Raw genomic sequence first — 20549 nt, forward strand, 5'->3', positions numbered from 1 at the left:
GTGATGATATTAATTATTTCTTATGAAGCTGGTAAAAACAAATTCGGACTAAAACACAAAATAAATGATAAAGGAGGAAATATATTTGAATGAATATGATATTGAGAAAATCACTAAGTTGGCCACAGAGGTGGCAACTAAAACTTACTATGAATTAGCCAAACAAGAAAATGCTCAACTCGGTCGTAAACTTCGACACAACACGATCAAGTTATTAAAGCATTACAGTCAACTACAGTCGTATGTAGACAATGCTATCTCGGATTCGACACAAGCCGAGGATATTTGGCTCAATGAATTATTGGCGGATATGTTCGACGATAATAGTATCGTTAGGGTAAATGCGATCGTTAAAAGTAAAGAGAAGACGGCGCTAATGATGCGTCACGTAAATAACATGCTAGACATCTATGCTGAGAAATGCAGCGAGAAACAATTTAAGTATTGTGAATGCGTGCGACGTTATTATATTGATGGCGAAACATTAGAAGAAATTGCTGAATCATTTCCTGAAAAGCCCGATGTGCGTACTATTCATAGGTATGTTGCAAGGGGAATAGAAGAACTATCTGTACTTCTCTGGGGAGTGATAGGGCTCAACACAAAATTGTCATAAAACTGTCATAGACATGTCATTCTTGACAATTTATAATGATAGTGTGAGTTAATGGGACAACAAATACTCTATCTCTCAACGACACAGTGAAACCTAGAACACTAAAGCAAAAAAAAGCCCTTGCCGAAGCAGGGGCTTTTTGCTATAGGGTAGCTAATCCTATAATGTAGTGCGATCGCAACAGGATGTAATTTAATGGCAAGTTATATACTAAACGTAAATAACAAATGCGCGTTTACCGTAGTCACGAGCATAACGACGCTTGCCTGTCTTAGGGTCTGTTACATAGGCAACAAATTTCTTTGTGCCGCGTTTAGACCCAGATTGAGATATTTTGGACATATACCTGCTCTCCTTTCATAAATTTCTCCGAAGAGATTTATGGCGGGCCCGCACTATTTACATTATAACTGCAAATTATATATTAAACTAGCATTAATATATAAAATGAAAAAGACCCCAATTTTTGGGGTCTTTTTCGATAGACGGAACAAGCTAACTTGTTTTTAAGAAAGATGAGTTGTAGCTAATAACTCAGAGCATCCTTATATATGTCTAAATATCTCAACAACATAATATCACTTAAATGTAAAAAAACAATAGTTAGAATTGTGAAAAATTTAAATTTATTTTATAAAATATAAAGTAGAACAAATATTTCATACAAGATATTGTTTTTATAAATTAAAATAACAAGATATAGTATATTATCTATGATAAAAACGTATATAGTTATGCAAAAGAAGAATGGAACGAGGTGAATACGATTGACTGATGTGTATTGTGAGAAACGAAGATGCTTAAACAATGTTAAGGGTTGGTGCAAAGCTAATGGCATTCATATTGATCATATGTGTAAATCGTATGCGCCATCACATTCTTTAGTAAAAATAAAAACTGCAAAGGTACATAAGGAATGCGGTAAATATAAGCAGAATAAGAGTGTATTAAAGTAGCACGGCACCGTCACGAAGATGAGCTCCGTATGTCTCGTCGTAAAAATAAAAAAAATAAATTTAAATTATACAGTGTTTTGTTAAATTTTTGAGCAATTTTTTTGTGGGTCCTTCTAGCAAAAATTAAAAGCATGCGGTGGCCGAGACCCCAAAAATTGCCTAGATTTTAATTTTTTTATGACCTTGCTAGTGATACAGGTAATGAAAGGAGGCTGATTGATAAGTGAAAATTACAGATGATTTGAAAACAGCAACGGCCTCGCAGTCGAACCTGGCAAAAGCACTTGGACTCTCGCGCCAACGTGTTTCGCAACTACTCCAAGAAGGGGTTTTAGCAACGGATGAAAAAAATCAGATTTTGGTTATCAAATCTGTTATCAATTATGTCAAATACAAGGGCCAATCTTCTGCTGAAGAGGTAAGCAGTTCCGATGATGCGATATTCGAGGTCGAAAAGGCCAAGAATGAACGTGCTAAACGTAAGATTGCTGAGTTGAAACTAGCCAAAATGAACGGCGAAGTATACTCGGCAGACACTGTAGAACAGGTCATGACAGAAATGCTTGTAAATTTACGTACACAATTGTTAGGATTGCCAACAAAATTGGCGCCGCAGTTACAAAATGTAACAAAAGAGGAGGCCTATAATCTGTTAACTCAAGAGATTGAGGACAAATTATCAGAATTAAGTGAATATACGCCGTCATTATTCATGGATAGCAATGAGTTAGACGAGGATAAAGCGCCAAATTAGGCGCTTTTTTAGTACAAAAAAGGAGGTGATAGCATGAAAACGGCAAAAGAATTATGGCAATATGTGTCTAAAATGGGGTTGAAACCATTACCAAAAACCAGTGTTAGCCAGTGGGCTGACGATTATCGCATGCTATCACAAGGCCTTTCTGCTGAACCGGGGCGATGGAAAACAAGTAGAGCACCCTACCAAAAGGATATTATGGATGCCTTTACGCAACCTGGTATCAATCGTGTAGTAGTAAAGAGTGCCAGTCAGGTGGGAAAGTCGGACATAATGAATAATGTGCTAGGACGATACGCTCATCTTGATCCATGCGCGGTCATGATGATTCAACCTACTATCGAATTGGCTCAAGATTATTCAAAGTCTCGTATCTCGCCGATGATTCGTGATACGAAAGTACTATCACAAGTATTTTACGAAACAAAATCAGAAGACGGCACTAAGACACGAGATGGTAAGAACACAATTTTATCTAAACTTTTTCCTGGTGGACGTCTTATCATGTGTGGTGCAAATAGTCCGGCTGGGTTGGCATCACGCCCTGTACGTGTATTACTTGCGGACGAAGTAGACCGATTCCCAGATAGCGCTGGCACAGAGGGTGACCCAGTAGACCTTGCTGCTAAACGTATGACAACGTTCTGGAACAGAGTCATGGGTTTATTTTCTACACCAACGAATGAAGGTAGTTCACGAATCGATGTAGAGTATCAAACAGGAACACAAGAAGAATGGCAACATGAGTGCCCTAATTGTGGAGAATACCATTTGATACGACATACCGAGATGGAATGTGAAACCGAAGAACATAAGGACGCTAAAGGTCGGAAGATTGTAATAGTCAGCGATGTAAAATGGCGGTGCCCTGACTGCGGGTCTACATTCTCAGAAGATGAAATGCGAAAAGTTTCTCAAAAGTATATATCAAAAAACCCTGCTGCGTTGCATAATGGCATACGCAGTTTTTTTGTAAATGGATTTACATCGCCATGGCTAACTTGGAATGACATCATGAGGGAATGGCTAGAGGCTAAAGGAGACCCTACTCGTGAAAAGGTAGTTATGAATACACGCTTCGGTGAATCATATGCACAACAAGGTGCCTTCGAAGATTATCAACAATTCATTAGACGCCGTGAGAAGTATGGAGCAGATCTTCCAGATGGTGTATTACTGCTAACCTGTGCCGTCGATACGCAAGATAATCGGTTAGAGTATGAAATTACAGGTTGGGGATATGGTGAAGAGTGTTGGGGAATATGTAAGGGCGTAATCTTAGGAGAGCCTGATAATAATGCGACATGGGATGCACTTGATGCGGTGCTTGATAAGATATATCACTTTAAAAATGGTACAGGCCTTAAAGTAGCACGTGCTTTCATCGATTCTGGCGGTCACTACACATCAAAAGTGTATGAATATTGTGAGAAAAACTTTAGTAAGCAACGATTCGCGATTAAAGGTACGGCTGGAACACCTGGCATACCTTTAAATTATAAGATTGGTAAAGCTTCTGGAAGCAAAATTCCACTTGTAATGCTGGGTGTTGATGATGGAAAACAGCAGGTAATGAACAGATTGGCCATCGAAGAACCTGGTGCTAAGTACTTTCATTTTCCGTTGGATGAAGAATTATTAGGCACTAGAGGATACGACGAGCTATATTTCAAGGGAATTATCTCAGAACACAAGCAGAAAGTAAAACGTAAGGGCGTTATACATGAAATATGGGAGCCTACTGCAGGGGTTCGTAATGAACCATTGGATTTACGTGTATATAACCTAGCGTGTATGAATTCAATCCATCCTGATTGGGATAGATTGGCGGAAGTAGTAAAAGGTGGAGGACATTCTACTACAACAGTGACTACTCCCAAAAAGAAACAAATGCGGAAACGTATTCGCAGGGCTAGTAAAGCAGCAGATATTTAGGAGGATGTATGGCAACTAGTTATTCAAATAAGCCAAGGCTAATTGACGTACGGTTAGAGTGGTACGTCAAAGCTGAGGAAGCAATATTGACTGGCCAAAGCTATACTATCGGAAATCGGACTCTTACAAGGGCAAATTTAGCAGAAGTAAGAAAAATGATTGATGATTTGGTAGCAAGAGGCGCTAAATTACCAGGTATGGATACTGATAATGGGCGTGGAAACAGGTCAAAACGGGTAGTTTTTAGAGATTAGGAGAGCAAAATGGCGAGAAAAAACAAGAAATTTAGCGCTAAAATAAGCACTCCAAGGGCTAAAAATAGCGGATACAGTGAGGGCGGGGCCTCTCATAATAACAAATCTTTGAAGGGATATAACCCTAAAAAACTAGGTTATAAGGCCGATATCGGTGCGAATTTATCAACTTTACGTGATAGATCCGCAGATTTAGCCATTAATACGCCAGTCGGTACAGCTGCAATTAATACAAGCACTACTCATACAGTTGGTGCAGGCCTTAATGTATTCCCTAAACCTAAATTTCAAATCTTAGGAATCAGTGCAGAGGATGCTAGAGCATGGGCTCGCAAGGTTCGAGCTGAGTTCGACTTATGGGCAGAATCAAAAGACTGTGATATTTACAGAAAAAACAATTTGTATGATATGCAAAGCATATCATATCAAGGATATCTCACAGATGGCGATAGTTTTGCGGTATTTAGACGTAAACCAAGTACACCAGATATGCCATATACATTACGACTTCAGTTAATTGAAGGGAATCGAGTAAGTAATCCACTTACCAGTTCCACATATGTTACAGGGGACCCAACTGGCGTTGAAGCGCTTAATCCGGATAACGGAAATCGCATATTGAATGGTGTGGAAATTGATACTGACGGCGCAATTGTAGCCTACTGGGTATCCAATCAAGTCCCTGGTGAGCCAATTACAAGCTTGTTGACTGCATGGGCAAGAGTCGAAGCGTACGGAAAGCGTACTAGTATTCCGAATGTACTACAAATTAGTAACGATACTAGACCTGAGCAATATAGAGGGGTACCTTATTTAGCGCCAGTTATTGAAACGCTAAAGCAAGTGTATCGATACACAAACGCAGAGCTTACATCTGCAATTATTAAATCGTATTTTGCATTATTCTTTACTGAAGCTGTTACTAACTCAGGATCATTAAACGATATATTGGCCGATAATGGCGTTGATGATCCAACAGAACCAGTAGTTGATGTATCAGAGTACAACTTAGGGCCTGGCACATTAAATGCCTTACCGAAAGGTGTGGATGTAAAGAGCGTGGATGCTTCCAATGCCCAGTCTACTTTTGAAGTATTTAGTACTCAACTCATCAAACAAGTAGGTGCTGCACTTAACCAGCCTTACGAAGTATTGATGAAGAACTTCAACTCCTCGTATTCTGCAAGCCGTGCAGCAATGTTGCAGGCTTGGGAAGAATATAAACTACGACGCAAGTGGTTCGCTCGTGACTTTTGCCAACCTATTTATGAGGTATGGTTAATGGAAGCAGTAGCTAATGGACGAATTGAAGCGCCGGGTTTCTTTGATGACCCATTGATTCGAAAAGCATGGTGCAATGCTGATTGGTTTGGGCCTACTATGTCCATCCTTGACCCAGTTAAGGATATGAATGGTAGTACACTTCGCGTTGAAAATGGAGTTTCCACTCGTGAACGTGAAGCTGCTGAAATGACAGGAACAGACCTTGAAGAAAACATTGCTCAACTTGCATTTGAGAAACAACTTATGGAGAAATATGGCATGGGGCTAGCTGATGCGGTAAATCCTTCCGTTGGCTCTAAATCTACAACGAAAGGAGGTGAAGAGGATGAATAAATTTTGGTCTGTTAAGAATTTTGTAAATCAAGATGGTACCGGTCAATCTGAATTGATTTTGTATGGTGATATTTCTGATACCTCTTGGTGGGGTGATGAAATTACACCTCGTGAATTTGCAAGTGATTTGGCTAGTTGTAATGGCAATGACTTAACAATGCGTATCAACTCTGGAGGTGGTGACGTATTCGCGGCACAAGCTATCCACAATATGATCAAAGCCTATGCTGGAAAAGTAACAGCACACATTGATGGCTTATGCGCGAGTGCAGCTACAATCATTGCATGTGCGGCTGATAAGGTAATCATGCCAAGAAATGCTCTGTACATGATTCACAATCCATCCGTATATCTAGGTGATAGCTTTGATGCGGACGGCTTAACTAAAATGGCAAACTATTTAGCAAGTGTTAAACAGACAATTGCAAACGTTTATTTGAGCCGTAGTGACGTTTTGACATCTGAACAGGTAAAAACACTTATGGATGATGAAACGTGGCTCACAGCTGACGAGGCGAAGTCCTACGGCCTAATTGATGAAGTAGATACGGCGATTATGGATAATGCAATTATGAATAACGGAATGGTTATTGTAAATAAAGTATCTTGCAAATATTCGGCCAAAAATGAAGCCAAAATCAAACAATTTTTAACAAGTAAGGAGAAACCTATGACTGAAAACCAATTCATGGCAAGCTTAAAAGGTTTGCTCGGTATTTCTACAAATGAACCTGCGGAAAACGCAGCAGTAACAGCAGAACGCGAACGTGTTGAAGCGTTAAATGCGTTAAAAGGTGACAATGAAGTCATCAATCGTTTAGTTGATGTAGCGGTTAAGGAAGGTAAAACTGTAGATGAAGTAACACCTTTCATCTCTGCCGTATCTGATATTCCTTCAACTGATAACAAAGTGGTCGACCAAATTCGACAATTAGTTATTGACCAAATGGAATCCGGTGCGGATCAAGTAGCACCTCAAGGTGCATCCACACCAGAAACCAACGATGCAGTAGCAAAAGCTAGTGCAATTGATGAAGTCGTAGCATTTGCGAATGCTAAGAAAGGCGGTAAATAATGGCATATTTCGAACAAGTAAATGGTGTCGCAGCTGATTACCTATTAGGTGGTGGCGGTGTACCGGTATTAACTCAAAATGTAAAAGTAGCAGTCGGCGATTATAAACGTGGCCAAGTTCTTGAAAACAATGCTGGTACATTCCAAAAAATTACAACAACTGGTAAACCTGCAGGTATCGTAGTATCTGATACTACTGCAACTACTGACCATAATGTATTAACTGTATACATCTCCGGTCGCTTTAATCGTGAAGTATTGGTAGTTGACCAATCTTACAAAATTAATGATCATGAAGCGGATTTTAAAGACGCTCACTTATTCTTAACTAGCATTAAATAGGGGGAACTATATAATGGCAATTGATTTTAAAGATACATTTTCCTTAATGCAAGCTGTGGAACGAATGAAAGCACCGGCAAGTTTTTTGCTTGATACTTTCTTCCCACAAATTCCAGCAGTAGCAACTTCTAAAAAAATCGCAGTAGAAACTCGTAAACGTGGTCGTACATTGGCACCTTTTGTATCTCGTGGTGCATCTGGTGTGAATGTTAAACGTGCTGGCTCTAAAATTGCTTTATATGAAGCACCTATGATGGGCCCTCGTACAGTTATTGATCCAGAACAACTTGACCAACGTGCATTTGCCGAAAATATTGTATCTACAATGACACCTGCACAACGTTCGGCACAAATGCAAGCTGAAGACTTGTCTTATTTGCAAGGCACAATCATCAATCGTAAAAACAAAATGGCAGCAGATTTGCTTACAACTGGTAAATGTAAAATCGAAGGCTATGCAGATGATGGCGAAACAGTTCAAGTTGATGAAATCGACTTTGAATTTGAACAAGACATCACACCTACTACTACATGGGACCAAGCCGGCGCTGATATTTATGGCGATTTAAAAATGGCATCCGAAAAAATTCAAGAAAACGCTGGTATTGTGCCAACTGTATTAGTCGTTGGTAAAAATGTTGAAAAATACATTCTTGATAACGCATCTATCAATAAAATGTTAGCGATTCCTAATCGTGAAAACATGACAATGTTTAGTTTCGCACCAGAATACCTTTCTCCACAAGTTCGATATGTTGGCCGTATTATGTCCTTGAATATCGATGTGTATGCATATCTTGAAACATATCAAGACGATGAAGGTAAAGTAAAATCCTTTATTGGTGACGATGCTGCAGTATTAGGTGTTCCTGGTCGTGGCCGTCAACAACACGCTGCGGTAACATTGCTTAATGATGACAATCAATTTACAACGTATGCAGGTATTTATGTACCTTACTACTATGCTAATAAGGCTACACAAGAATTAACATTGTCTGTATATTCTCGTTGCGTATTGATTCCTGAAACTATCGACGATTGGGCAATTATTAAAACTAAATAGGGGGTAACCTACTTATGAAAATCAGAGTATTAAAGGGTTATTTAGCACATGAAGGCGAGATGTATGGAAAGGGCGAAGTAGTCGACATCAAAAAGAAAGCGATTGCTATGTCCTTACTGGAATCTGAAAAGTTTGAATCTGCTGAAGATGATCCTGTCGAAGTACCAGAACCATTGGAAGTTATTCCAGATGAACCAGAAGAAGAAATGGAATTACCTGAAGTTGATGCGGAAGTTACGGTGAAAAAATAATGCGATTTAGAGATTACCTAGAGAGCGATATTGATGATGTATTCCTTAATGAAGACGAATTCGCCGAAGGGCATAATCTAAATGGCACAGTAGCTAAAGCAGTTATTCAATCGCCAACGGCGAGGGAGTCGTTCCTATCTAATGGCTCTCACGTATCAAATGACGGATTACATGGGGTGTCTGTATTTGTGTATTGCAAATTAAAGGACATCCCTGAAATTCCATCACAGGGGAACGTATTCCGATTAGATGGTGATGTGTACATCGTTCAAAGTGCAACGGAAGAAGATGGATTAGTGTCTATCGAACTTAGAGCAGAAGCTAGAGGCGGTGTTGATGGATGGTTGAGCTAGAACTTGATAAAAATGCAGTAGCAACAATTGAAAAAGCACTGGAAACATTGAATGAAGATAGAGTTCGACGTGTCTGTCAAGCTGCCTCAAAGCGTGCAGCGACAACTGCAAGAAAAGCAGGTACGCAAGCACTACGTAATATCTATGCCATCAAAGGTGTATCGGTTGTAAAGTCCGGTGTATCTATCAATAAATTGAATGATGGCACAGAAATGCGTATCAAAGGTGGTTATACTAGCGCTCAAAAGTACTTCAAAATTAAATCACTTAAACGTAAAGGTGTGTTTGTATCAATCAAAAAAGGTACAGAAACGAAGGTACCAAATGGCTTTGTTAGTACATCCGGTATCTTTATGAAACGCCAAGGCAAGGACCGATACCCATTAAAGGGGATATATGGACCAGCTTTACCGCAAATGTTTGGTAATGAAACTGTAATGAACGCCATGCAAAAGGAAGGCATGGATATGTATGAGAAGCGCTTATATCACGAATTAGAGCGTGCGTTAGGAGGTAACTAATGACACCATTAGACGTATCAGACGGTATTGCTGCATATCTCATGGATGAGTTACGCAATCTAAATGAAACCAGTGATGTTACCGCGAGCTCTATTCGAGTATGGAGCGGGTTCTTACCAAGAGTGGATAAGAATGAAGACAAGCGTAAGTTATGCCCTGCTGTAGTAGTGCATCCGTACTCTGTTAGTGATGCGGATAGTTCAACTGTAGGTATTACTGTATTAGTCACTACTTATGATGAAGCCTTAACTGAAGGACATATTGGACTGTATCACTTATTAGAGGTAGTCCGGGAACGGTTACTGTCTGACAATCCTGTAGCACTTAAATATGAGATTAAGGATAATATTGTTAATACAACAATTCCTGATGATCAACCATACCCTCAATGGGTTGGGTATCTTGAATTTGAAGTATATATTCCAGTTATTCGTAGAAACTTAAATGAGATATTCGCGTATAACAAAGCAATTGAATAGGAGACAACGATGAACCCTGTTGTATATGTCGGGCCTTCGTTCCGCAGTAGCCGGCTAAATCAATTCATGATATTTAGCGACGGTGCACCACTGCCGGAAGCGGAAGACCCTATTTTTATGCATTTATTTGTGCCTTTAGATGAACTTAACCAAGCAATGCTTGATGTAAGAACACAAGGTACACAGTTAAATGTATTCTATGTAAACGCATTGAAGAATTATAAAGGAGTGAAGTAAATGGCCTTTTATCATGGCGTCAAAACAAGTGAGCAAGCTACCTCTGTAATTGCTCCTGTCCAAACTACTGCCGGCCTTCCAATTGTGTTCGGTACAGCACCTGTACACCTTACAGAAGACCCTAATGCGGTAGTCAACAAGCCAATTATTTGCTACAGCTGGGAAGAAGCTGTTCAACAACTTGGCTACTCTGAAGATTGGGCACATTTCACATTATGTGAAGCGATGTACGCACAATTCAAATTATATGGTGTAGCTCCAATCGTATTTGTTAATGTATTGGATCCTGCTAAGCATAAGAAATCCACTACAACAACTGCTACATTGGCAGAAAAGAAATGTGTAGTAAAAGCAGCAGTATTGCTCAATACCTTGCAAGTATCTAGTGGTGGTCAAACAGGTGTGGCCAACACAGATTACACGGCAGCATTTGATGACAAAAATCAATTGGTTATCTCTGTTATCAAAGGTGGAAAGTTTGATACAGCTACTACCTTAAACCTTACTTATGATGAACTTGATGTAGAAAACTTCGATTATAAAAATGTAATCGGTGGTGTGGATAGTAACGAAAAGGCAACAGGATTTGAATTGATTGATACAATTTATCATCATTTTGGTATTGTACCCGGTCTTATTGCTGCGCCTGGATTCTCTCAAAATCCTACAGTGGCTTCCGTAATGAAAGCAAAATCTCGTGTTATCAATAATTTGTTTGGTGCGACTACTTTAGTTGATATCGATACTACACAAGTTGTTAAATATACAGATGCCTACGAATGGAAGAAAGGTAACAGTTATACAGGTGAATCTGAAGTTGTATGTTGGCCAATGGTTCGCAATGGTGACTACATGTTCCATATGTCTACGCATATTATGGGCATTATTGGTAAATGCGATGCATCTAATAGTGATATACCTACGCTATCCCCTTCCAATAAATCCATGAACATCACAGGCTTGTGCCTAGCTAATGGCAAGGAAGTAATGCTTACACATTCCCAAGCTAACTTATTGAACTCTCAAGGGATTATGACAGCTGTTAATATCAATGGTTGGGTATCTTGGGGTAACTACACAGGTGCATATCCTGGCACAACTGATGTTAAGGATACATTTATTTGTGTACGACGGTTCAATGATTGGGATGACCAAACATTTATCCTTACTTATTGGCAAAAAGTAGATATGCCTATCTTGCCACGTAACATCAAGACAATTCTTGATAGTGAAACAATCCGTCTTAACGGTCTTACTTCGCGTGGCTTTATCTTGGGTGGTCGTATTGAGTTTAAAGAAGCAGAAAATCCTACAACAGATTTGTTGAATGGCATTATTCGCTTCCATAAATATCGTACGCCTCCAATTCCTGCGCAAGAAATTGAAAGTATTTCTGAATACGATGTTTCCTATTTCAAAACGCTATTTCAAACAGTATAGAAAGGGGTAATTAATTATGGCATCTATCAATCAAGTGCCGGAAGTGCTTAATGACTTCCGTGTATATGAAGAAGGTTCTGACAACTGTTTAGGTGTTGCCAAAGTGGAATTACCTAGTGAATCTGTAATGACTCAAACTGTAAAAGGTGTGGGTATTGCAGGTGAAGTAGAAGCGCCAGTTATTGGTCACTACTCCTCTATGGAAACTAAACTTACATGGAACACTCCAACAGAAACTACACACCGTCTTACAGGCGGACGTGGCGTACGTTTAGAAGTACGTGGTGCTATCCAATGTTGGGATAGCGGTAAAGATAAATATGTAATCGTGCCTACACGTGCCGTTATTCGTGGCCGTGCTAAATCTAAAGAAAATGGCACATATGAATCTGGCAATACTATTGATGCAACGAATACAATTGAAACAACATACTTGAAACTTGAACAAGATGGTAAGGTAGTTCGTGAAATCGATAAATACGCATATAAGGATTCTATTTCTGATGGTACGGATTTCCTTGGTGATGTTCGTGCTGCACTCGGTATTTAGTCTGTAGAAAGGACGATCACTAATGAGTAAACATAACACTATGAACGAAACAACTGGTATTGAATTAGTAAAAGCAGGTAATTCCTTACAATTTGAAGGAATCAGCGGTTATACATTAATTAAATGTGAGAAGTCTGCAAAGAATGAAGATAGAACTATCACAGTTCCAGCATTATCCATGACGTATCAAGCACATGTAGCAGCTGCTGCATGCGGTTGTAAAGTGGATGATATTTATAGTCTTCCGGCTGCTGATTTTACTAGAGTGTGCTTAGAGGTACAGAATTTTTTGCTCAATTCCGAAAAATAACTAACCTAGAAAGGTATTTTACAGAGTGTGCGATTACGTGTAGTAAATACACAAGCACGGCAATGGATTACTTTATTCGGGAGCTAGACGTGGATGAGTTCATAGTCCACGTTCAGCTCATTAGTGATGGTATCGAGCGTGAGAATAAAGCAATGAAAGGGAGAAAATAATGGCCAATAAAGTCTTAGAAATGGCGATTGCCATTAAAGGTAAGCTCGATGGCGGGTTATCCTCCTCTGTATCAAAAGCATCTCAGGAACTCAACAAATTATCTAATGCAATCAAGGATCAACAGGCGCAGTATAGGAAATTACAAGCTATATCGCAAAAGACTGGTAATGTTAGTGATAGAAACGCAGCAATTGCAGCTGAGCAAAAGCTAAATTCTATGCTACAAAGACAGGCCCAGTTACGGTCTAATATTGCGAGTCAGACAGCACATCAAAACGCAATCAGTAAAATGGGGGGTGCAAGCCCTTTAGCAGGTGCTGCATCAGCTGCGCAAGGAGCTAGTGCTGCGGTAAGTGGTATTACAGGAAAGCTTGCAAGTTTTGCTATGGTCGCAGCTGGAGGTTTTGGTATTGGTGCCATTATAGATAATGTAGTTAATGCCGGTGAAGCACTTTATCAACTATCCAATAAATTACATATGACAACTGCTGAAACATCGCAATTTAAAAAGATTATGACTTTAAGCGGTGTGGATGTAGAAGTAGCTGCCAAATCTTTTGCCAAAATGGATAAGACTTTGGCGGGCGGTGGTAAAAATGCTGAAGCATTGCAGGGGTACCTCAGCCAATTTGGTGTATCTTTAACTGATGCAAATGGCAAGTTGTTGCCTATGAACCAACAATTGGACGCAATGGCTAAAGGTTACCAAAATGCGGTAGCGCAAGGCCGAGGACAAGAATTTATGCTTGAAACGCTAGGCGCCAAAGGCCTGGAGCTTACTAAAGTTTTTGAGAACTATGCAGATGCACAAGCGGCCGCATCACAAATAAAGGGTGTTGGTATAGATCCTAAATCACTTCATGAAATATGGCTACAGATGAATATCCTGAAAGCGGAAGCTACGCAGGTTGCATTAGGCTTGGCACAAGCCTTTATTCCAATCGCTCAGCAAATATTACCGGCACTGATACCGGTATTACAAGCTGTTGTAACGTTCATGAGAGATAATAAGGAAGCTATTGCTGCTGTAGTAACTAATGGATTAAAGTTAGCATTACTATATGGCACGGCTACAAAACTGGCATCAGGTATTACCACAATCACTACGGCATTTAAAGGTGTAGAAACAGCAATGGGTGCTTTCAAAGCGGCAAGTGCTTTAATAGGTGGCCCATGGGTAATTGCTATTATGGCGATTATTGCAGCGATATATCTATTAGTAACTAACTGGGATACGATTTGTGCTACATTAACATCTGTTTGGGATAGCGTATGTTCCGGGCTAAGTTCTATATGGGATAGCGTATGTTCAGCGTTAAGTTCTGCTTGGAGCGCCATTATATCAGGTATTATGGCTGTAATTAATGGGTTCTTATCATTAGGCCTTAGCGTATTCAATGCGTTGAAGGGCGCAATAATAGCCTATGTAAATTTATGGCTTAACTTACCAACGTATATTGGTATGGCGGTCGGATTTATTATAGGCATTATTTTACGATTGCCTGCGATTATGGTACAAGTTGGTACTGCAGTTATATCTGCCGTTGTATCGTTTGCTACTAAATGCTACAACTTTGCCGTTACTACTTTTGGGGCTATGGTTGATGAGATTTATAATTTTTTAATTAATTTACCTACGTACATGATTACATTAGGTGCTGAATTCGTAGCGGCGGTTATCTCGTTTGCCTCTGAAGCATATGCTACGGCTACATCATGGATTAGTAGTTTGGTAAACGATGTTATTAGTTTCATTATGAACCTACCTAGTGCATGCGCTGATGCAGGAACAGAATTTGTAGCGGCTGCAGAACAATGGGCAAGTGATGCATATAACGCTGTATTGAACTGGATTAAACAAATTCCTAGTGCTGTATCTAATGCAATTTCAGGCGCATGGGATAGCATTAAGGCTCAATTTAGTGGAGGCCTTACAGTAGGTGTTCAAGCTGCAGGCGGTAATGCATATGCTAATGGTGGTGTTATTACATCGCCAGAAGTTGCATTGATTGGTGAAGCCGGATATCCTGAAGTAATTGTTCCTATTGATGGTAGTGCCAATGCTATGAACTTATGGCAAACGGCCGGACGGATGTTAGGTGTGAGCGGAGCACACACTGCTGTAGCACCTACTGTATCATTAGCACCTAGCGTGCCTGTGACGCCCTCATCTAGTAATAGTGGAGCGCCTGTACAAATTACATTCGCGCCTGTCATTAATGCTAGTAATAGTTCAACTGATGATATTATGTCAGCATTGGATGCTAAAATGCGTGAATTTGAACAAATGATGCGCAGTTATACCGCCGGACAACGGAGATTAAGTTATGACTAGTTATACAACAATACAAGGGGATATGTGGGATTTAATCGCCTATAAGGTGTATGGCAACGAACGATATATCAATTTATTGCTAGAAGCCAATCAAAAGTACCATAATACGGCGATATTTTCCGCAGGTGTTGTGTTAACATGCCCAGATGTTCCTGCTGATTCCTTGCCAGAATTTTTACCACCATGGAGGCGATAGTGCATGAGCTTACAAAAGAGTTTAGCCAAGGTGCAAAAATGGAAGAAAGATTTAACACCACAAACGAAACTAGCTCGGCGAGCATGGTGTACAATTGGTTACCAACATTGGGGGAGTAAGGAGTCAAAGGACATTACAGATGATATTAGTAAGTACCTTCTTGATGTAACTTTTACAGATAACCTTTCAGGAACTGTAGATGACGTGGCTATTTCATTAGAAGATAGGGGCCGCCTATGGGTTGGTGATTGGTATCCTGTGAAAGGATCATTACTAGAAGTCGCTATTAATACCGTAGCATGGGAGAAATTAGGGGATGAACAATTTACGCTACCAATCGGCAAATTTGAAATTGATGAATTCGAAGGAAGTAGCCTTCCTGATGTAGTCAAAATCAAAGGTGTCGCTATTATCGGTAGTACTGACTTACGGGAGAAAAAGAAAGACAAATCGTGGAAAGATACAACGCTCAAAGCGATTGCTACTGAGAAAGCAAAAGATAATAAGTTAAAGCTAGTATGGGATGCGGACTTTGACCCGCCGTTGAAAGATGCATCTCAAAGTGCTGAATCAGACCTCGCATTCTTGCAGAAGCTATGCAATGATGCGGGGTTCTCTCTTAAGGTGTCCACTGAGCAGTTGATTATATTTGACGATTATAAGTACGAAAATGTAAAGCCTAAAGTTATAATTCGTAGGCCAGGTGGCCAATATCAACCTGTACAAACTAAAGAAGGGGAACAACCACCTTTGATTATTACTAGGGCATTGTCTTATTCATACAAAAGTAAAACTCGTGAGGTATATAGAGCGTGCCATGTGAAATATACAGATAAGGATAAGAAATCTGTTATCGAGGATACATTTGAAGATCCTGACCGTAAGGGACATACGTACCTTGCTGTATTAGAGGTTAATGAGCAAGTAAAAGACAAGGCTGAAGCGACTAGACTTGCTAAGAAGAAACTTAGAGAAGCTAATAAAGAAGCTGATACCATGTCATTCAGTTTCCCTGGTAATCCTCTTATTATGGCATCTGTTACAGTTAAGCTTGAAGGATTTGGTGTATTCGATGGTAATTATTTAATTACTAAAGCAACACATACACTAGGGGCCAATTATTCAACGTCGATTGATGTAAGGAGGTGTTTAAATGGCTACTGATTCTATATTATCTGTATTAGCGGATATGATATTTATTGGGAATGTTTCAAGTACAATTCCTGAAGAAGGTAAAGCCGTTGTTACACGTTTAGACAGAGAAGGTGTTGTTACGGCTCCATTATCTGTGATTAATAGAGGTGCAGCACACGATAAAGATTATTGGATGCCAGTTATCGATGACCAGGTATTGTGCGTTATGCTACCAAATAGGTCTGGTCGTGGCTTTTCTGATGGATTTATTATTGGTACATTCTTCAGTACTGCGGATCCGACGCCAGAAGGCGCGGATAATGGTAAACGAGTACTCACTGTTCCTGGAGATATGACTCTTAATGTTGGAGGTACGTTATCCATTAATTCAAGTAATGGGGATGTAGTGGTAAATGGTATTTCCTTAGTTCATCATGTGCATGGTGGTGTAGTATCTGGTGGTTCTACAACATCAGGACCAGAATAGGAGGTATGGATGTATATCGGTTATTTAGCGGATATAGTCTTTTATACCGCATTAGATAATGTTCTTACTGTATCAGATGTTACGCGTTCGGGTAGTGCTAGATGGGAGAAGCACAATCTAATGTTAGAAAAGCCCGTTAAACAATTTAGTGGCCCGGACGTGGAGCAAATTACATGTAAGATTCTTATTTCTGCATCACTTGGACAATCACCCGATAGTACGGTTAAAAAGTTGAGAAAGTATCGTGATACAGGGGCTGTATTGCCGTTTATTATCGGTGGTAAGCCTGTTAGTCAAAACTACTTCGTTATCATGTCTATGAGTGAGGATAGTTTATTTACGGATGCCTATGGTAAGACACAATCTATTGAGGTTTCTTTAACTCTTGAAGAATATCCGGACAAGAACACCGTAGAAGAAAAATCCCTTCTAAACAAATATGGTAATAAATTTAACCAAGTTAATACGATATTACGGAGGTTCTAGCTATGTCGGCAACGTATGAAATTAAACCAACTACGGACAATAGAATATCGCTAGCACCTGAAAGTGAAGTCGCTGAGATTTTGCAGAATGTGCAAACGATTATTTCTACTGTTCGAGGTAGTGTGCCACTAGATAGGGAGTTTGGTATTGATGGTCGTATTATTGATATGCCTATCCATCAAGCACAAGCGCATCTATCTAATGACATATTCCAGCAAATTAAAAGGTACGAACCACGTGCCAAAATTAGTGATATATCATTTGCCGCCACACAAAATGGGGCGTTGATTCCGAAAGTGATGGTGACTGTATGAGATTATCTGATTTACCTAATGTTGAATTCTTTAACACCGATAAAGAACATGTTCAACAAAAGGTATTTGATATTTACACAACAATAACAGGGCGAACCTTGGGAGAGGGAGACCCTGTTACTTTATTTTTAAATGTAATTTCGGAAATTATTATCCGATTATTGAATGATGCCAATTATGCAGCTAAACAAAATCTATTAGCCTATGCAGAAGGTGATAACTTAGACCACGTTGGGGCGGTTCCTGCTGCCGTTGAGCGACTACAGGCAACAAAAGCAACTACGACTATCAAAGCTATATTGTCAGCAGTGCGTACGAACTCTGTTATTATTCCAAAAGGTACAAGAATTGCTACAGAAGGTGGCGAATATTTTGCTACTGTTGAGGATTTGGTAATTTTACCAGGACAACTTAATGGATCCGTAAAAGCAGAAGCACAACGTACAGGCGCACAAGGTAATGGGTTTAAACCAGGTGAAATAAGTACAATTATTGACCCTATAGCGTACGTGGATACGATGAGTAACACCACATTATCAGAAGGTGGTTCCGATAAAGAGGATGACGAAGCCTATCGTGAACGTATTCATGAGGCGCCTGAATCATTTTCTGTTGCTGGCCCTGAAGGTGCATATGAGTATTTCACGAAATCAGCATCACATCTTGTGGCCGATGTAGGTGTATCCTCTCCACATCCTGGGGAAGTTAATATCTATCCATTACTATCTGGTGGCGGTATTCCAGGACAAGAATTACTTAAGACTATTACGGATTATTTATCCGATAAGAAACGTAGACCGTTAACAGATAAGCTAACTGTATTAGCCCCTACTACTACGCAATATAACATCGATGCTAAGTACTACATTGAAAAAGGCGCCGATGCAACAGTGGTAAAAGCTAAGGCAGATAAAGCCGTTAATGACTACGTAATTTGGCAAAAATCTAAATTAGGCCGTGATATAGTACCTAGCCGATTGGTGCAAATGCTCATGGATGTATCTGGAATTAAACGCGTTGAAGTGACTGCTCCTGTATTTACTCCGATTGCAGAACAAAGCGGTGTGGCAGTGGCCAATACAATCGCCGTAGTGTTCGCAGGAAGTGAGGAAGAATGATACGTGATAGTAAGTATACAAGTGCAGAACATCTTCCTTCCTCAATCGATAAAGAGCCAATCAAGGCCATAGCGAAAACGTGGGATGATACACTAGCCGAATTCATGAATACGAATACGCTGTTATTGTGGTCATCTATTGATAGTGAACCAGAGAGTGTCATTGATCATTTAGCGTATCAACTTCATGTTGATGATTATGATAGCGGATTACCAATAGAAACTAAGCGTGAATTGGTGAAGAATTCAATTGATATTCACCGCCATAAGGGAACACCTTACGCAGTTGAGAGGGCTGTACAGACAGTATATTCTGACTCGAAAATTGCAGAATGGTTCGAGTATGATGGTAGGCCTTACTATTTTAAGATTACGCTAATTACGGCTCCATTAAACGGCGAAGCAGATATAGCTAAGCTAGTACGAGCAATTAATACAGCTAAAAATGTACGGTCCTGGCTAGATGGTATTGAGTTTATTCGACGAATTAATTTTAATAAATATTTCGCCGGTTGGTGTGGGGTATCTAAGAAAGTGAATATTAAGTGTGATTTCACGAATGTATGGCGCATTAATTTAAATACCCATGTAACGTCTTATACTGTTGAATCGAAGAAAACTAAGATTAATGTAGTGCTAGATAATAGCGTTAGATAGGAGGAATATATGGCAGAATGGTCAAATGCAACCATGACTGATGTTGGCGCGAATTTGCAAGCGAAGGTGAATGCAGGCAAAACTAATCTGACATTCACTAAAATCAAAGTAGGCAGTGGTGTTAATTCAACGAATCCATTGGCATTAACTGATGTAATCTCCTCTAAGTGGGAAACTACTAATTTTGTAGTTAAGCTAGAAGGTAAAATTGTAAGTGTTGATACAGTTATAACTAATACTGGTATACATGAAGCTTTCCGAATGTCAGAAATTGGGTTATTTGCACAAGATCCTGATAAAGGCGAAATATTGTATGCATACCTTACGGACCCTGAACCGGACAGAATGCCGGCAGAAAGTGGCTCGGTAGTTGTATCTCAAGAATTAACCATCGGAATGGTATTTAGTAATACAGGAAATGTATCGCTAACTGTTAATATGGGTGCGTTGGTAACACGTGAGCAGTTAACAGAAGCAGTTAAACAACATAACACAGATATTTCATCTCATCCAGCGATTACAGCTATGATTGCCAAAATCCTAGGTGCAACTAACTGGCAAGAAAATCCAGTTGCTACATTGAAGGATATAAAAAATCTTATCGGGCAAGGGGCTATCGTGGCATCTAAACTCGATGCTAATGCTGGTTTCGTAAAGTTCGCCAATGGTTTCACTATCCAGTGGGGATTAACTTGGTTTGATTCCAATAAATACTATAAAGATATTTCGCTGCCGATTAGCAGCACTGTACTAATTGCCTTAGCCACCGATGACTCTGTTAGTGTTGCTACTTCTGGATCAGAATGTTTTATTACTTGGAACAGTGGGTTTTCTCAAGCTAATAGAAACATCATCCGATTCTTAACCAACAGAGTGGACACAGGTAGTTTTGGTTGG

26 protein-coding genes are annotated in these 20549 nt (G+C 39.7%); 25 read left to right on the plus strand and 1 reads right to left on the minus strand.

Annotation, left to right across the window (positions count from 1 at the left end; all coding sequences use genetic code 11):
* The first annotated feature begins 85 nt into the window (after window positions 1–85).
* Window positions 86–616 (plus strand): hypothetical protein, encoded by a 531-nt coding sequence (locus HMPREF0873_RS08455; protein ID WP_008715533.1) that lies wholly within the window; start codon window positions 86–88, stop codon window positions 614–616.
* 210 nt (window positions 617–826) lie between these two features.
* Here HMPREF0873_RS08455 and HMPREF0873_RS10115 read toward each other — a convergent pair whose 3' ends face one another.
* Window positions 827–958 carry a hypothetical protein gene (locus HMPREF0873_RS10115; RefSeq protein ID WP_008715535.1) on the minus strand — a complete coding sequence of 44 codons (132 nt, stop codon included), beginning with the start codon at window positions 956–958 and terminating at the stop codon, window positions 827–829.
* 837 nt (window positions 959–1795) lie between these two features.
* On the opposite strand from HMPREF0873_RS10115, the gene HMPREF0873_RS08460 reads away from it, so the two are divergent.
* From HMPREF0873_RS08460 to HMPREF0873_RS10015, 24 genes are all read left to right on the plus strand, one after another.
* Entirely contained in the window at window positions 1796–2326 is a 531-nt protein-coding gene (locus HMPREF0873_RS08460) for a hypothetical protein (protein WP_008715536.1), read from the plus strand.
* A gap of 33 nt (window positions 2327–2359) precedes the next feature.
* Complete coding sequence (locus HMPREF0873_RS08465; protein WP_008715538.1) at window positions 2360–4264, plus strand: phage terminase large subunit family protein; 1905 nt, start codon at window positions 2360–2362, stop codon at window positions 4262–4264.
* Window positions 4265–4272: 8 nt separating this feature from the next.
* A complete protein-coding gene (locus tag HMPREF0873_RS08470; RefSeq protein WP_008715540.1) occupies window positions 4273–4518 on the plus strand; it encodes a DUF6148 family protein in 246 nt (81 codons plus the stop codon).
* 9 nt (window positions 4519–4527) lie between these two features.
* Window positions 4528–6135 carry a phage portal protein gene (locus HMPREF0873_RS08475; protein WP_008715541.1) on the plus strand — a complete coding sequence of 536 codons (1608 nt, stop codon included), beginning with the start codon at window positions 4528–4530 and terminating at the stop codon, window positions 6133–6135.
* Window positions 6128–7210: a head maturation protease, ClpP-related gene (locus HMPREF0873_RS08480; RefSeq protein WP_038125813.1), complete on the plus strand. Its 1083-nt coding sequence runs from the start codon at window positions 6128–6130 to the stop codon at window positions 7208–7210. Before HMPREF0873_RS08475 ends, HMPREF0873_RS08480 begins: the two co-directional genes overlap by 8 nt.
* The gene (locus HMPREF0873_RS08485) at window positions 7210–7551 is read left to right on the plus strand and encodes a head decoration protein (RefSeq protein WP_008715546.1); all 342 of its coding nucleotides are present in this window, start codon (window positions 7210–7212) and stop codon (window positions 7549–7551) included. The genes HMPREF0873_RS08480 and HMPREF0873_RS08485 overlap by 1 nt, the downstream gene beginning before the upstream one ends.
* 13 nt (window positions 7552–7564) lie before the next feature.
* Window positions 7565–8614, plus strand: a complete 1050-nt coding sequence (locus HMPREF0873_RS08490; RefSeq protein ID WP_038125815.1) for a major capsid protein — start codon at window positions 7565–7567, stop codon at window positions 8612–8614.
* Between the two features lie 14 nt (window positions 8615–8628).
* Complete coding sequence (locus HMPREF0873_RS08495) at window positions 8629–8865, plus strand: hypothetical protein (RefSeq protein WP_008715550.1); 237 nt, start codon at window positions 8629–8631, stop codon at window positions 8863–8865.
* On the plus strand, window positions 8865–9218 hold the full coding sequence (locus HMPREF0873_RS08500) for a hypothetical protein (protein WP_008715551.1): 354 nt from the start codon (window positions 8865–8867) through the stop codon (window positions 9216–9218). The genes HMPREF0873_RS08495 and HMPREF0873_RS08500 overlap by 1 nt, the downstream gene beginning before the upstream one ends.
* On the plus strand, window positions 9206–9739 hold the full coding sequence (locus HMPREF0873_RS08505) for a hypothetical protein (protein ID WP_008715554.1): 534 nt from the start codon (window positions 9206–9208) through the stop codon (window positions 9737–9739). Before HMPREF0873_RS08500 ends, HMPREF0873_RS08505 begins: the two co-directional genes overlap by 13 nt.
* Window positions 9739–10218, plus strand: coding sequence for a hypothetical protein (locus HMPREF0873_RS08510; protein WP_008715556.1), 480 nt, complete (start codon window positions 9739–9741; stop codon window positions 10216–10218). Before HMPREF0873_RS08505 ends, HMPREF0873_RS08510 begins: the two co-directional genes overlap by 1 nt.
* A gap of 9 nt (window positions 10219–10227) precedes the next feature.
* Window positions 10228–10455, plus strand: a complete 228-nt coding sequence (locus HMPREF0873_RS08515) for a hypothetical protein (protein ID WP_008715557.1) — start codon at window positions 10228–10230, stop codon at window positions 10453–10455.
* The gene (locus HMPREF0873_RS08520; RefSeq protein WP_008715560.1) at window positions 10456–11895 is read left to right on the plus strand and encodes a phage tail protein; all 1440 of its coding nucleotides are present in this window, start codon (window positions 10456–10458) and stop codon (window positions 11893–11895) included.
* 16 nt (window positions 11896–11911) lie between these two features.
* Window positions 11912–12445: a phage major tail tube protein gene (locus HMPREF0873_RS08525; protein ID WP_038125816.1), complete on the plus strand. Its 534-nt coding sequence runs from the start codon at window positions 11912–11914 to the stop codon at window positions 12443–12445.
* Window positions 12446–12467: 22 nt separating this feature from the next.
* Window positions 12468–12755, plus strand: a complete 288-nt coding sequence (locus tag HMPREF0873_RS08530; RefSeq protein WP_008715565.1) for a hypothetical protein — start codon at window positions 12468–12470, stop codon at window positions 12753–12755.
* Between the two features lie 169 nt (window positions 12756–12924).
* Window positions 12925–15261 (plus strand): hypothetical protein, encoded by a 2337-nt coding sequence (locus tag HMPREF0873_RS08535; protein WP_008715567.1) that lies wholly within the window; start codon window positions 12925–12927, stop codon window positions 15259–15261.
* Window positions 15254–15457 (plus strand): tail protein X, encoded by a 204-nt coding sequence (locus tag HMPREF0873_RS08540; protein ID WP_008715569.1) that lies wholly within the window; start codon window positions 15254–15256, stop codon window positions 15455–15457. The genes HMPREF0873_RS08535 and HMPREF0873_RS08540 overlap by 8 nt, the downstream gene beginning before the upstream one ends.
* 3 nt (window positions 15458–15460) lie before the next feature.
* Complete coding sequence (locus HMPREF0873_RS08545; RefSeq protein WP_008715570.1) at window positions 15461–16621, plus strand: phage late control D family protein; 1161 nt, start codon at window positions 15461–15463, stop codon at window positions 16619–16621.
* On the plus strand, window positions 16611–17078 hold the full coding sequence (locus tag HMPREF0873_RS08550) for a phage baseplate assembly protein (RefSeq protein WP_008715572.1): 468 nt from the start codon (window positions 16611–16613) through the stop codon (window positions 17076–17078). The genes HMPREF0873_RS08545 and HMPREF0873_RS08550 overlap by 11 nt, the downstream gene beginning before the upstream one ends.
* Window positions 17079–17087: 9 nt before the next feature.
* Window positions 17088–17564, plus strand: a complete 477-nt coding sequence (locus tag HMPREF0873_RS08555) for a phage tail protein (protein ID WP_008715574.1) — start codon at window positions 17088–17090, stop codon at window positions 17562–17564.
* A 2-nt stretch (window positions 17565–17566) separates the two neighbouring features.
* On the plus strand, window positions 17567–17878 hold the full coding sequence (locus HMPREF0873_RS08560; protein WP_008715577.1) for a GPW/gp25 family protein: 312 nt from the start codon (window positions 17567–17569) through the stop codon (window positions 17876–17878).
* Entirely contained in the window at window positions 17875–18996 is a 1122-nt protein-coding gene (locus HMPREF0873_RS08565) for a baseplate J/gp47 family protein (protein ID WP_008715579.1), read from the plus strand. Before HMPREF0873_RS08560 ends, HMPREF0873_RS08565 begins: the two co-directional genes overlap by 4 nt.
* Window positions 18993–19652 (plus strand): phage tail protein I, encoded by a 660-nt coding sequence (locus HMPREF0873_RS08570; RefSeq protein ID WP_008715580.1) that lies wholly within the window; start codon window positions 18993–18995, stop codon window positions 19650–19652. The genes HMPREF0873_RS08565 and HMPREF0873_RS08570 overlap by 4 nt, the downstream gene beginning before the upstream one ends.
* A gap of 9 nt (window positions 19653–19661) precedes the next feature.
* Window positions 19662–20549 (plus strand): hypothetical protein (locus HMPREF0873_RS10015; protein ID WP_008715581.1); only part of this gene is annotated, 888 nt, incomplete at its 3' end.

The organism is Veillonella sp. 3_1_44 (assembly GCF_000163715.1).
Taxonomy (GTDB): Bacteria; Bacillota; Negativicutes; order Veillonellales; family Veillonellaceae; genus Veillonella; species Veillonella parvula_A.

Bases quoted from the DNA above. Each gene is read 5' to 3' on its own strand.
- HMPREF0873_RS10115 (WP_008715535.1), bottom strand. From the start codon at position 958: ATGTCCAAAATATCTCAATCTGGGTCTAAACGCGGCACAAAGAAATTT.
- HMPREF0873_RS08465 (WP_008715538.1), top strand. From the start codon at position 2,360: ATGAAAACGGCAAAAGAATTATGGCAATATGTGTCTAAAATGGGGTTG.
- HMPREF0873_RS08470 (WP_008715540.1), top strand. From the start codon at position 4,273: ATGGCAACTAGTTATTCAAATAAGCCAAGGCTAATTGACGTACGGTTA.
- HMPREF0873_RS08475 (WP_008715541.1), top strand. From the start codon at position 4,528: ATGGCGAGAAAAAACAAGAAATTTAGCGCTAAAATAAGCACTCCAAGG.
- HMPREF0873_RS08480 (WP_038125813.1), top strand. From the start codon at position 6,128: ATGAATAAATTTTGGTCTGTTAAGAATTTTGTAAATCAAGATGGTACC.
- HMPREF0873_RS08485 (WP_008715546.1), top strand. From the start codon at position 7,210: ATGGCATATTTCGAACAAGTAAATGGTGTCGCAGCTGATTACCTATTA.
- HMPREF0873_RS08490 (WP_038125815.1), top strand. From the start codon at position 7,565: ATGGCAATTGATTTTAAAGATACATTTTCCTTAATGCAAGCTGTGGAA.
- HMPREF0873_RS08495 (WP_008715550.1), top strand. From the start codon at position 8,629: ATGAAAATCAGAGTATTAAAGGGTTATTTAGCACATGAAGGCGAGATG.
- HMPREF0873_RS08500 (WP_008715551.1), top strand. From the start codon at position 8,865: ATGCGATTTAGAGATTACCTAGAGAGCGATATTGATGATGTATTCCTT.
- HMPREF0873_RS08505 (WP_008715554.1), top strand. From the start codon at position 9,206: ATGGTTGAGCTAGAACTTGATAAAAATGCAGTAGCAACAATTGAAAAA.
- HMPREF0873_RS08510 (WP_008715556.1), top strand. From the start codon at position 9,739: ATGACACCATTAGACGTATCAGACGGTATTGCTGCATATCTCATGGAT.
- HMPREF0873_RS08515 (WP_008715557.1), top strand. From the start codon at position 10,228: ATGAACCCTGTTGTATATGTCGGGCCTTCGTTCCGCAGTAGCCGGCTA.
- HMPREF0873_RS08520 (WP_008715560.1), top strand. From the start codon at position 10,456: ATGGCCTTTTATCATGGCGTCAAAACAAGTGAGCAAGCTACCTCTGTA.
- HMPREF0873_RS08525 (WP_038125816.1), top strand. From the start codon at position 11,912: ATGGCATCTATCAATCAAGTGCCGGAAGTGCTTAATGACTTCCGTGTA.
- HMPREF0873_RS08530 (WP_008715565.1), top strand. From the start codon at position 12,468: ATGAGTAAACATAACACTATGAACGAAACAACTGGTATTGAATTAGTA.
- HMPREF0873_RS08535 (WP_008715567.1), top strand. From the start codon at position 12,925: ATGGCCAATAAAGTCTTAGAAATGGCGATTGCCATTAAAGGTAAGCTC.
- HMPREF0873_RS08540 (WP_008715569.1), top strand. From the start codon at position 15,254: ATGACTAGTTATACAACAATACAAGGGGATATGTGGGATTTAATCGCC.
- HMPREF0873_RS08545 (WP_008715570.1), top strand. From the start codon at position 15,461: ATGAGCTTACAAAAGAGTTTAGCCAAGGTGCAAAAATGGAAGAAAGAT.
- HMPREF0873_RS08550 (WP_008715572.1), top strand. From the start codon at position 16,611: ATGGCTACTGATTCTATATTATCTGTATTAGCGGATATGATATTTATT.
- HMPREF0873_RS08555 (WP_008715574.1), top strand. From the start codon at position 17,088: ATGTATATCGGTTATTTAGCGGATATAGTCTTTTATACCGCATTAGAT.
- HMPREF0873_RS08560 (WP_008715577.1), top strand. From the start codon at position 17,567: ATGTCGGCAACGTATGAAATTAAACCAACTACGGACAATAGAATATCG.
- HMPREF0873_RS08565 (WP_008715579.1), top strand. From the start codon at position 17,875: ATGAGATTATCTGATTTACCTAATGTTGAATTCTTTAACACCGATAAA.
- HMPREF0873_RS08570 (WP_008715580.1), top strand. From the start codon at position 18,993: ATGATACGTGATAGTAAGTATACAAGTGCAGAACATCTTCCTTCCTCA.